The 11,557-nt window shown below is 66.9% G+C and carries 9 protein-coding genes and 2 pseudogenes; 6 read left to right on the top strand and 5 right to left on the bottom strand.

Annotated features, from left to right (window positions below; genetic code table 11):
- From KBY74_RS11330 to kdsB, 5 genes and pseudogenes are all read left to right on the top strand, one after another.
- Positions 1-161, top strand: a pseudogene (locus KBY74_RS11330) (heme oxygenase); the annotation flags it as partial.
- 33 nt (positions 162-194) lie between these two features.
- The gene (locus tag KBY74_RS11325; protein WP_254942797.1) at positions 195-1,244 is read left to right on the top strand and encodes a glycosyltransferase; all 1,050 of its coding nucleotides are present in this window, start codon (positions 195-197) and stop codon (positions 1,242-1,244) included.
- A gap of 10 nt (positions 1,245-1,254) precedes the next feature.
- Positions 1,255-3,651: a UvrD-helicase domain-containing protein gene (locus KBY74_RS11320; protein ID WP_254942796.1), complete on the top strand. Its 2,397-nt coding sequence runs from the start codon at positions 1,255-1,257 to the stop codon at positions 3,649-3,651.
- Positions 3,652-3,714: 63 nt separating this feature from the next.
- Positions 3,715-4,881, top strand: coding sequence for a CCA tRNA nucleotidyltransferase (locus tag KBY74_RS11315; protein WP_315859064.1), 1,167 nt, complete (start codon positions 3,715-3,717; stop codon positions 4,879-4,881).
- A 42-nt stretch (positions 4,882-4,923) separates the two neighbouring features.
- The gene (kdsB, locus tag KBY74_RS11310) at positions 4,924-5,703 is read left to right on the top strand and encodes a 3-deoxy-manno-octulosonate cytidylyltransferase (protein WP_254942799.1); all 780 of its coding nucleotides are present in this window, start codon (positions 4,924-4,926) and stop codon (positions 5,701-5,703) included.
- Here the strand turns inward: kdsB and KBY74_RS11305 are convergent.
- The 5 genes from KBY74_RS11305 to galE are packed head-to-tail and all read right to left on the bottom strand — an operon-like array spanning position 5,700 to position 11,283.
- A complete protein-coding gene (locus KBY74_RS11305; protein ID WP_396093345.1) occupies positions 5,700-6,260 on the bottom strand; it encodes a KdsC family phosphatase in 561 nt (186 codons plus the stop codon). The genes kdsB and KBY74_RS11305 overlap by 4 nt on opposite strands.
- Positions 6,257-7,087, bottom strand: a complete 831-nt coding sequence (gene kdsA / locus KBY74_RS11300) for a 3-deoxy-8-phosphooctulonate synthase (RefSeq protein WP_106632223.1) — start codon at positions 7,085-7,087, stop codon at positions 6,257-6,259. The genes KBY74_RS11305 and kdsA overlap by 4 nt, the downstream gene beginning before the upstream one ends.
- Positions 7,084-8,115 (bottom strand): SIS domain-containing protein, encoded by a 1,032-nt coding sequence (locus KBY74_RS11295; protein ID WP_254942794.1) that lies wholly within the window; start codon positions 8,113-8,115, stop codon positions 7,084-7,086. Before KBY74_RS11295 ends, kdsA begins: the two co-directional genes overlap by 4 nt.
- A gap of 53 nt (positions 8,116-8,168) precedes the next feature.
- A complete protein-coding gene (gene selD / locus KBY74_RS11290) occupies positions 8,169-10,250 on the bottom strand; it encodes a selenide, water dikinase SelD (protein WP_254942793.1) in 2,082 nt (693 codons plus the stop codon).
- Entirely contained in the window at positions 10,240-11,283 is a 1,044-nt protein-coding gene (gene galE, locus KBY74_RS11285; protein ID WP_254942792.1) for a UDP-glucose 4-epimerase GalE, read from the bottom strand. Before galE ends, selD begins: the two co-directional genes overlap by 11 nt.
- A gap of 52 nt (positions 11,284-11,335) precedes the next feature.
- Between galE and KBY74_RS11280 the strand changes: the two are divergent.
- Positions 11,336-11,557: pseudogene (locus tag KBY74_RS11280) on the top strand (nucleotide sugar dehydrogenase); the annotation flags it as partial.

Below are 11,557 nucleotides of genomic sequence, written 5' to 3'. Positions count from 1 at the left end.
TGGCCGATCGCATTGTGGAGGAGGCCAACCACGCCTTCCACCTGAACATGACCATGTTCCAGGAACTGGAAGGCAATCTGATCGCCGCCATTGGCAAGGTGCTGTTTGGCTTCCTTACCCGGCGTCAGCGTTCGGGCAGCACGGAAGTGGCGGCGGCCTGAGCCAGAGTTGGCGGGCCGCAGCCTCTGAGTGTCTTGCGCCCCCTTCGCTTTTTGGTGCCAGGCACCAGCGGTCGCTACCGCTGCGGTGGCCTGCTGGTGGAGCAGCAGACGTCCCGGCTGCTGGCCGAACTGGTGCCAACACAACTGGTCACCTATCGGCAGCGGGAGCCTGGACTGCCCTACCTGGGTGATCTGCTACGGGCTGAACCCCTAGGCAGCCCTGCCGCCACCGACTCCCTGTGGATCGTGAGCTGGGGCTTTGATGTGCCCCGCCAGTTGCGGGCGTTGTGGGGCCGGCCGGTGGCCTATCACGCCCATAGCAGCGGCTACGGCTTCCGCTTGCCCCCCGGGGTGCCGGTGCTGGCAGTGAGTCGCAACACCCTGGGCTACTGGGGCCAATGGGCCAGCCGCAATCCGCTGTTCCTGGTGCCTAATGCCCTGGAGGCCAGTTGGATTGCCCGCGGTGATCGCCCCCACAACTTCGGCGCTGAGCCGGCGCCGGGCGGCCGCTCGATTGATGTGCTGATCCAGCGGCGCAAGACCAGCACCTACGTGCTGGAGCAGCTGGTGCCAGCCCTGCGGGCCCGCGGGCTCACGGTGCTGGTGCAGGACGGCTGGGTGGAAGATCTGGTGGGGTTGTTCAACAGCGCCAAGGTGGTGGTTTACGACTCCGCCGACCACTGGCGCTGCAGTGGGGTGAGCGAGGGCTTTGGTCTGCCGCCGATCGAGGCCCTGGCCTGTGGCTGCGTGCTGTTCAGCAGCCTTAACCACGCCCTGGCTGACAACCTGGACCCCGGGGGCTTGGCCCACCAGATCGGTATGGGCAGCCTGGCCGCCGACGGGGAGCGGATCGCTGCGGCGGTGGCCGATCCAGCCGCTTGGCTGCCTGCGCCACGCCGCTTGGAAGAGCTGCTTGATGAGCTCAGTGAACCGCGGCTGCGCCAGCGCTGGCGCCAGGCCCTGGAGGCGATCAACATCCACATCGATCGGCTGCAGGCCGGTGAGCCGCCCCTGCGGCACCCTTCTCTGCTCCAGCTGCGCTTGGAGCGCTGGCGGCAGAGGTTGGCCCGTCGCCTTGCCTAGGGTCTCAGGAATGAGCGCATTTCTAGCCGGCCTCAACGACGCCCAGCGCAAGGCGGTGGACCACCACACCGGTCCGCTGCTGGTGGTGGCCGGTGCGGGCAGCGGTAAAACCCGCGCCCTCACCCACCGCATCGCCCACCTGATCGGCCACCACGGCGCCGATCCGGCCCATCTGCTCGCCGTCACCTTCACCAACAAGGCGGCCCGCGAGATGAAGGAGCGGCTGGAGCTGCTGCTGGCCCAGAAGCTGGCCCAGAGCCAGTTCGGCCAGCCCTGGAGCACCTTGCCGGCCGTGGAGCAGCGCCAGTTGCGCTCGCGCATCTACCGCGAGGTGATCAAGGAGCTGTGGATCGGCACCTTCCATGCCCTGTTTGCCCGGCTGCTGCGCTTCGACATCGACAAGTTCAAGGATCCCGAAGGGCTCAGCTGGACGCGCCAGTTCTCGATCTACGACGAGAACGACGTCCAGAGCCTGATTAAGGAGATCGTCACCCAGGAGCTGCAGCTAGATCCCAAGCGCTTTGAGCCCAAGAAGGTGCGCTGGGCGATCAGCAACGCCAAGAACCAGGGTTGGATGCCCGAGCAGCTTGAAGCCGATGCCGGTGGCCAGCGGGGCAAGTTGATGGCGGAGACCTACCGGCGCTACCGGCGCGCCCTGGCCGCCAACAACGCCCTCGATTTCGACGACCTGCTGCTGCTGCCGGTGCAGCTGCTGCGCCAGAACGAGCAGATCCGCGACTACTGGCACCGGCGCTTTCGTCATGTGCTGGTGGATGAATACCAGGACACCAACCGCACCCAGTACGACCTAATCAAGCTGCTGGTGACCAACGGTCGCGAACCCTCCGACTACGACGACTGGGATGGGCGCTCGGTGTTTGTGGTGGGTGACGCGGACCAGAGCATCTACAGCTTCCGCGCCGCCGATTTCACGATCCTGATGGGCTTTCAGGACGACTTCGGTGACGGGGCCGCCAGTGAGACCACCGCCACGATGGTGAAGCTGGAGGAGAACTACCGCTCCACCGCCACGATTCTGGAGGCGGCTAATGCCCTGATCGCCCACAATTCCGAGCGGATCGATAAGGTTTTGCGCCCCACCCGAGGCGAGGGCGAATTGATCTCCCTCACCCGCTGCGATGACGAGATCGCCGAGGCCGAGGCGGTGGTGCACCGCATGCGCATGCTTGAAGCCGCCCACCCCGATCTCAGCTGGGGCGATATGGCCGTGTTGTATCGCACCAATGCCCAGTCGCGGGCGATGGAAGAGTCGCTGGTGCGCTGGGGCATCCCCTACATCGTGGTGGGGGGGCTGCGCTTCTACGACCGGCGCGAGATCAAGGATGTGCTCGCCTACCTCAAGCTGCTGGTCAACCCCGCCGACACCGTCAGCCTGTTGCGGGTGCTCAATACCCCCAAGCGCGGCATCGGTAAAACCACGATCGAGCGACTCACCGACGCCTCAAACCAGCTCGGCATTCCTCTCTGGGAAGTGGTCCGTGATGCAGAAGCAGTGCGTTCTTTGGGCGGCCGCTCGGCCAAGGGGTTGCTGCAGTTTTGCGAGTTGATCAACGGCCTCCAGGCCTGTGCTCAAGACATCGCCCCTTCGGAACTGGTGCAGCGGGTGATGGAGCAGAGCGGCTACGTGGCTGAGTTGATCACCGAAGGCACCGATGAAGCCGAAGACCGGCGCCGCAACCTCAATGAGTTAGTGAATGCTGCCTTGCAATACCAGGAGGAAAACGAGGAGGGCTCCCTGGAGGATTTCCTGGCTTCGGCGGCCCTGGCCAGCGACGCTGACAGCAAGGACACCGAGCAGGACCGCGTCACCTTGATGACCCTGCATGCCAGTAAGGGCCTGGAATTTCCGGTGGTGTATCTGGTGGGAATGGAGCAGGGTCTCTTCCCCAGCTATCGCTCCTTGGAAGACCCCTCGGCTCTCGAGGAGGAGCGCCGCCTCTGCTACGTGGGCCTCACCCGGGCCAAAGAGCGGCTGTTCTTATCCCATGCCAGTGAGCGGCGGCTTTGGGGTGGCATGCGCGAGCCAGCGGTGCCCTCGGTGTTTCTTTCGGAGCTGCCCAGCGCCCTGATCCAGGGGGACATTCCCCATAGCGGTGGAGCTTCCATTCGTCGTGAGCAGCGCCTGGAGCGGCTCACCCGAGTGGATCGCGAGGATTCACGCCAGGTAGCTGGCGGCGGTGCGGCCGGTGCTCCCGCCAATGCGGTGCGGCGCCGGGCGGCTGCCAAGACCTGGGCGGTGGGGGACCGGCTGCGCCACAGCAGCTTTGGCGAAGGTCAGGTGACCCACCTGTTTGGCAGTGGTGAGAAGGTGTCGATTGCTGTGAAATTTCAGGGGATGGGACCCAAAATCCTTGACCCGCGCCTGGCGCCGATCGAGCCCGTCTAGGTGGAAATCCCTGGCATTCCAGCGCCCCTGCTGACAGCCCTGAGCCGGTCAGGGGTTGGGCCGGTGGCATTGGTCGGTGGAGGGGTGCGGGATTTGTTGCTGCACCGGGTGCATAACGATCCCTGGCGGGGGCTGCCCGATCTGGACCTCGTGGTGCAGGGCCGGGCTTCAGAGCTGGTTAAGGAGTTGGTTGATGCCTTGGCTGGCCAGCTGGGTGAGGGTGTGGTGCAGCGCTGCCAGGAGCACGGCGCTTACGGCACCGTTGAGCTCGAACTCAACTTGGACGGCCAGCAGGTGCTACTGGATGTGGCCACCGCCCGCTGCGAGACCTACCCGGTGCCAGCCGAAAATCCTCAGGTGAGCTTCGGCTCTATGGCCGATGACCTGGCCAGGCGTGATTTCAGCATCAACGCCATGGCCTTGGATCTGGTCAGCGGCACCCTGCTCGATCCCCATGGAGGCCAGGCTGATCTGGAGCTGCGCCGGCTGCGCTTTTTGCATCACGGCAGCGTTCGCGACGATCCCACCCGGCTGGTGCGCGGCGCCCGCTATGCGGCTCGGCTGGGGCTGGAGCTTGACGGGGCTAGCGCCGATCAGGCCGCAGTCACCCTGGCGCAGTGGCCTTGGCCGTGGCGGCAGGGTAATCCGCCGGCTGAGGCGCCGTCAGCCCTGGGCACGCGCCTGCGGATGGAGCTGGAGTTGCTGCTGGAGCGCGAGCCCTGGCTGGCAGCTTTGGGGGCACTGCAGCGCTGGGGCGCTCTGGCGCTGCTTGATCCGGAGCTGCAGGCGGATACGCAGTGGCCGCGGCGGCTGCGCTGGGCTGCTCGGCTGGGGTTGCCGCTGCTGGTGGCCCTGGTGGCGGGAGCGCGCCAACCCCTCGCCCTGGCGGAGCGGCTGCAGTTGCCCCACCGCCAGCACCGCCTGCTTGCGCAATGGTTGGAGTTGCGGCGCCGGCTGGTGGAGCACCAGCTGGAGGGCTTCCCGGCGCTGCCCGAGCACTGGTGCGCCCTGCTGGAGGCTTCTGGCTGCAGTCCAGAAGCGGTGGCCCTGGCCCTGGCCTGTGGCAGTGGCCCGCGCCGGCCCCTGCTGCGGTGGCTGCTGCGCTGGCGCCAGGTAAAAGCCGAGCTCACCGCCGCTGATCTGCTGGCAGCTGGCATGCGGCAAGGGCCCGAGTTGGGCCAGAGGCTGAGGGAGCTGCGGGCCGAGCGGCTGGGCTTGGAGCGGATCTGAGTGCCGCAGACCCCTCGTTAGCGTGGGCGGATGACTGACCAGATGTCTGCTCCCCGAGTGGTGGTGGCCGTACCGGCCCGGCTGGAATCGGCGCGGCTCCCAGGCAAGCTGCTCGCCGATATTGCCGGCAAGCCCGTGCTCCAGCATGTGTTGGAGCGCTGCCGGCAGGCCCAGGGTGTGGCGGCCGTGGTTGTGTGCACAGACAGCGACCAGGTGCGCTCTTTTGCCGAAGGCTGGGGCTTCCCGGTGTTGATGACCTCGCCCCATTGCAGCTCGGGCAGTGAACGCCTGGCCAGCGTGGTGGCGGAGCTGGTGGCTGCCGCGGGGGGTGCGGCCTCTGATTTTGATGAAACCCTGGTGATCAACGTGCAGGGCGACCAGCCGCTGCTGGATCCGACGATCATCGAGGCGATGGCGGCTCACTTTGCCCAGCTGCAGCGGCCGCCGGTGCTCACGCCCGTCTATCCCCTCACCGCCGACAAGTTGCACGATCCCAATGTGGTGAAGGTGCTGCGGGCCCGCGATGGTCGCGCTATCACCTTCTCCCGCAGTGCCCTGCCCCATTTGCGCGGGGTGCCGCCCGAGCAGTGGGCTCAGCACACCACCTATTGGGGCCATGTGGGCCTCTATGGCTATCGGGCCGACGTGTTGGCTGGCTGGGCGGCCCTACCCCATTCCCTGCTCGAAGACCTGGAGAAGTTGGAGCAGTTGCGGCTTATCGACGCCGGCATTCCCCTGCTCACCTACGAGGTGGCGCAGGACTGCCTCTCAGTGGATACCCCGGAGCAGCTGGAGCAGGCCCGCGCCCTAGCCGGCGCCTAGGCGTTGCCTTCTCGCCAGCCCTCGCGGTTGAGGCTTTGCAAAAGCCCCCGCTGCAGCAGCAGGGCTTCAGCTAGTTCACGCACGGCCCCATCCCCCCCCCGGCGGCGCAGCACCCAGTCGGCCTGGCGGCGCAGGCCGCGGGCGCCGTCGGCGGGGCAGATCAGCAGACCCGTAGCCGGGCGCACTGTTAGGTCGTTGAGGTCGTCGCCGATGAAGGCGGTTTGCTGGCGCTCCAGCTGCAGGTGGGCCTGGAGCTGGCTTAGGGCGCTGAGCTTGTCGCCGACGCCCACCAGACAGTGATTGACGTGCAGATGTCGGGCCCGCTGCTCGATGGCGCCGCTGCGCCCGCCGCTGAGAAAGGCCACCTCAATGCCTGCTCGCTGCAGCATCCGGATCGCCAGGCCGTCGCGCACGTCGAAGCGCTTCACCACCTGGCCCTGCTCGTCGTAGTGCAAGCCGCCATCGGTGAGCACACCGTCAACGTCACAAACCAGCAGTTCGATCGCCGCAAGATCCCGGCGCCGCAGCAGGGTTCGTTGCAGCAGCTGGCGGATCACAGGCTGCTTGGGGCCACACCCGCTGCCACTACTTGACGCAGGGCCAGCAGCTGGCTGAGCAGGGCCTCGAGCCGGTGCAGCGGCACCATGTTTGGCCCGTCGCTGAGGGCGTTGTCGGGGTCTGGATGGGTCTCCATGAACAAACCGTCCACCCCCACGGCGACTGCAGCTCTGGCAAGCGGTGCCACAAACTCCCGCTGCCCGCCGGTGCTGGTGCCACGGCCGCCGGGCTGCTGCACGGCGTGGGTGGCATCGAAGATCACCGGGCAACCCAGGGCTTGGAGCTGGGGGAAGCTGCGGTAATCGACCACAAGGGTGTTGTAGCCAAAACTGGTGCCTCGCTCGGTGAGCCATAGGCGGCCGCTGGCGGGATCTAGCCCGCATTCCTGCATTTTGTTCACCACCTGGGCCATGTCCCAGGGCGCCAGAAACTGCCCCTTTTTGACGTTCACCACCTTGCTGGTGCCGGCCACGGCCTTGGCGGCGGCTTCGAGCAGGTCGGTCTGACGGCAGAGAAAGGCGGGGATCTGCAGCACATCCACGGCCTGGGCCGCTGCCGCCGCCTGACAGCTCTCGTGGATGTCGGTGAGCACGGGCACCCCGAAGCTCTGGCCCACCTCCTGAAGGATTTTCAGCCCCTCATCGGGGCCCGGGCCGCGAAACGACTTGCCGGAGCTGCGGTTGGCTTTGTCGAAGCTGGCTTTGAAGATGTAGCGGATGCCGACTCGAGCGCAGATCGTGCTCACTTGCTCGGCGATCTGCAGCACCAGATCGCGGCTTTCGATTACACAGGGCCCGGCGATCAAGGTGAAGGGGATGGCCGTCATGGGCGCTCCGCGGCGGTACTAGTGGTAAACCCAGCCTGCACCAGATCGTGCAGCCGTAGCAGGCCCAGCAACAGGCGAGGCTGGGCGGTATCCACAACTGGCAGCACTGAAATTGCCTGGTGGGGGTTGCGTTCCATCACTTTTAGAGCTTCTACAGCGAGCACCTCTGGCGTCACTGTGATCGGGTCAGCAGTGGCCATGGAGCCGGCGCGGAGGTCAGCCCACTCCTCGGGGGCATGGTGCTGCAAGCTGCGGCGCAGGTCGCCGTCTGTGATCAGCCCGGCCATCAGTTCGGGGTTTGCGCTGGCCCGCACCCAGGCGGCGCCAAGACTGCCTTTGCCGTTGCTGCCTTCGGTGAGCCGGCCGATCACCTCAGCCAGGGGTGCCTCGGGAGAGAGGCCGTCCAGCGCTGTTGCCGGCACCATCAGATCGGCCACGGTGAGGGTGAGCTGGCGGCCTAGGGAGCCGGCTGGATGGTTGATGGCGAAGTCTTCGGGCGAGATGCCTGCCCGCTCCATCCACACTGCCGCCAGGGCGTCGCCAATCGCCATAGCTACCGCGGTGCTGGCCGTGGGAGCCAGGTTTAGCGGGCAAACCTCCCGATCCACCGAGCTATCCAGCACTACATCGCAGCCAGTAGCCAGGCTGGATGCCAGGCGGCCCACCAGGGCGATCCGGGCCGTGCCGCGGCGGCGCAGGTGCGGCAGGATCGCCAGCAACTCCTCTGTTTCACCGCTGTTCGAGAGCAGCAGGGCGACGTCGTCGGCCGCCACGATGCCGAGATCGCCGTGCAGGGCATCGACCGGATTGAGAAATACGGCCGTAAGGCCGATTGAAGAAAAGGTGGCAGCGATCTTGCGGGCAACGATGCCGCTCTTGCCCACGCCGGTAAGCACAAGCTTGGCTCGGCGTTGGCGGCACCCCTCCAGCAGTTCCAGAGCGGCCTCCACCTGGCTGCTGCTCAGGCGCTGGGCAGCAGCTGCTATGGCAGCAGCCTCTTCCTCCAGGCAGCGGGTGAGGGCAGACAAGACGCTGGTCTCGCAGATCCTCCATTCTCGCTGGCGGTTCGGCGCGTCGTCGTTTAGGTGTGCACCCGGCCGATCACAGCGGCTTCGCCAAAGCCTGCCTGCTGCAGATCGCTAAGGGCTGCTGCCAGCTGGTCGCCTGGAATCGCCGCCAGCAGCGGGCCGCAGGTCTGGGGATCAATCAGCAGGGCTTGACGAGCTGCATCGGTTTGCCCCTGGAGATGAATCCGCTCCTCCAGTAAGACCAGGGCGCTGGCATTAGAAGGGGCCAGGCTGCTGGCCCAGCCTGCGCTCAGCAGCGGTAAGACCCCCGGCAGGGCAGGTATAGCTGCTGCCGCCAGCGTCACGTGGCAGTTTTCTGGACTGGCGGCAAGCATTTCGCCCAGATGGCCCAACAGCCCGAAGCCGGTCACGTCGGTGCAGGCGCGGCAACCGCGGCGGTTTAGCAGCTCCACCAGGCTTGCCTGGCATTGCTGCATCTGGGCTAGGGCGGCGTCTATCCACTGGGGCTGGGCCGCTCCAGCCATGGCCGCGGCAAACAGCACCCCCGTGCCGATGGGCCGGCACAGCAACAGCCCATCGCCGCTGCGTAAGGGCCCCTTGCCCCAGTGCCGTCCAGCGGGTGCCCTGCCGTTCACGCTCAGCACCAAGCTCAGGCCTGTGTGGTTGGCCGGGCTGGTTTGATTGTCGCGGGCCTCCAGGCTGTGGCCGCCGATCAGGCGGGCTCCGAGCGGCTGCAGCACCGATTGGATGCCGGCCAGGGTGTCGCTGAGCAGGTCTGCCTGCAGGGCGGGAGCTAGCTCCGGCAGAGTGACCACCGCTTGCAGGCTTTCCACCTGGGCGCCACTGGCCCAGAGATCACTGCAGGCATGCAGGGTGGTGAGCCGGGCATTGAGCCAGGCGTCGGCCACCAGCGCCGGAAAGCCATCGACGCTCTGCAGTAGCAGGGACCCATCGGCTGTCTGGGCGATCACCGCGGCGTCCTCGGCGCTGCCCGGGGTGCCGCCTCCGAGGCCATTGCGTGCCAGGGCGTCTTGCAGGGGGCTGGCGGCCAATTTGGCGGCGCAGCCCCGGCAGGCCATCGCTGCGCCCCCATCTGGGCCCATGGCCTTCAGCTCGCTGAAGCCGGCCATGAAGCGCCGATCCACGGCCTGCTTCCAGCGCCACAGCAGCGGGCTGGGGCCCAGGGCCCATGGACCCCAGAAGGCCACCGCTTGGGGCCTGGGCTTGCTGCCGTCGCCCAGCAGCTGCAGCGCCCAGCGCTGGGGCCGCCAGGGCCGCAGCTCGCGGCCCGCCACCACTGCCGTCAGGTTGTGGGCCAGGGTTTGGGCGCAGCGCACAGCCCAGACACCGGAGGCGGGCCTGGGCCTGCTGGCGATCACGCCGCAGTCGCCGCTGGCGAACAGCCTTGGCTGTCGCCATACCTGCAGGCTGGCCTCAGTGAGCAGGCGCCCCTCGCTGTTGCAGGCCAGGCCTGAGGCGGCGAGCCAGCGGGGCGCGCGGCTGCCAGTGCAGGCCAGGTCGGCGGCGGCGTCATCCGGGCAGTTGGCCTCGATGGCAATGCCGGCGCTTTCCAATAGCTGCTCCCCCAATTGGTTGGCTGCCTTTGAGCCCAGATTCAGCTGGGTGCCGCGCAGCTGCAGCTTGGGCTGCTGGCCCCTCGCCCGCAGCGCCAGGGCCACCTCCACGGCTGCGGCGCCGCCACCCCGGATGCGGACGCTGCCTGATTTGGGCTGGCTGCACCAGTGCAAGAAGGGCTCCAGGGGCTTTACCGCCATGGCCGCATGGGTTACGGCGCTGGTTTCTGCGCCCACATCGAGGCTGAGCCAGTCCCAGCGCAGGTTGGGCCGCCCGGCCAGTGCCAGCTCCCGACCCTCGGGATCAATCGCCGTGATTTCTGCCAGCACAAAGGTCACCCCCGCCAGCAGGCAAAGGCGGCGTAGGTCTATGGCGCAGGCGGCTGGCTCATAAAGACCGGCCACCAGCCCAGGCACCATGCCCGAGTAGAGGGCGGTGCTGTGGCGGCTCACCAGGGTGATCCAGGCGGACGGCCGCTGCTGGTTCATGGCCCACATGCGCAGCACCAGGGCGTGGCTGTGGCCGCCACCGGCGAGCACCAGCCTTGCTTCAGCTGCCATAACCCTCGGGATTGGCCTGCTGCCAGGCCCAGCCGTCGCGGCACATCTCCTCCAGGGAGCGGCGGGTGCTCCAGCTGAGCCGTTCAGTTGCCAGGCGTGGATCGGCCACGGTGCTGGCGGCGTCTCCGTCTCGCCTTTCCACAACGGTGTACGGAACTGAACGGCCACTGGCGAGCTCAAAGGCCCTCACCACCTCCAGCACCGAGTGGCCCTGGCCGCTGCCCAGGTTGAGGCTGAGCAGCTGGGGGGGCTCGGCCAGCAGCACCTCCAAGGCGGCCCGGTGCCCCTCAGCGAGGTCCATCACGTGTATGTAGTCGCGGACGCCGCTGCCATCGGGGGTGGGCCAGTCGCCGCCAAACACCTGCAGGCAGTCGCGACGCCCCACCGCCACCTGGCTCACAAAGGGGAACAGGTTGTTGGGTATGCCCCTGGGGTCTTCGCCGATGCGGCCACTGGGGTGGGCTCCCACCGGATTGAAGTAGCGCAGTCGGGCGATGCGCCAGCCGGGCTCACTGGCGACTAGGTCGGTTAGCAGCTGTTCCACGGCGGCTTTGCTGTGGCCGTAGGGGTTGATCGGCTGGATTGGTGCGCTTTCAGGGATCGGTACTAGCTCCGGCATGCCGTAGAGGGTGGCGCTGCTGCTGAACACCAGGTTGCGGCACCCATGGGCCTGCATCACCTGCAGCAGCTGGCGCGAGCCACAGAGGTTCACGTCCCAGTAACGCAGGGGCTCACGCAACGATTCACCCACCGCCTTGAGTCCGGCGAAGTGGACCACGGCTGTGATTGGTCGGCCGGTCGGGGTCGCCTTGAAGGCCCGCTCCAGATCTCCAGCGGAGCGAATGTCGCCCTCCACCACCTGCAGCCGGCCGGCTGCTGAGGGGCCGGCGAGTTCCAGCACGCGCTTCAGGCTTTCCCGAGAGCTGTTGTCAAAGTTGTCCAGCACTACCAAGTTGTGGCCCGCCTCCAGCAGCACCAGACAGCTGTGGGTGCCGATGAAGCCAGCACCTCCGGTGATTAGCAGCTCAGCCATGGAGGAAATTAGTGCTCAAGGAATACTGTCTCGTAATGGCTATGTGAATTCCATGGGATTGCCCACCATCAGTTCCATCTGCTGCATAGGAGCGGGCTATGTGGGCGGCCCGACGATGGCGGTGATTGCAGATCGCTGCCCGGATGTGCAGGTGACTGTGGTGGACCTCAGTGTTGAGCGGATTGCAGCCTGGAATAGCGCCGATCTAAGCCGCCTGCCGGTGTATGAGCCGGGTCTCGATGTGGTGGTGGGCCGCTGCCGGGGCCGCAATTTG

It is taken from the genome of Cyanobium sp. A1C-AMD (genome assembly GCF_024346495.1).
Taxonomy (GTDB): domain Bacteria; phylum Cyanobacteriota; class Cyanobacteriia; order PCC-6307; family Cyanobiaceae; genus Cyanobium_A; species Cyanobium_A usitatum.
The sequence above is the reverse complement of the archived record's forward strand: the minus strand, read 5'-3'. Positions and strand labels throughout refer to the sequence as shown.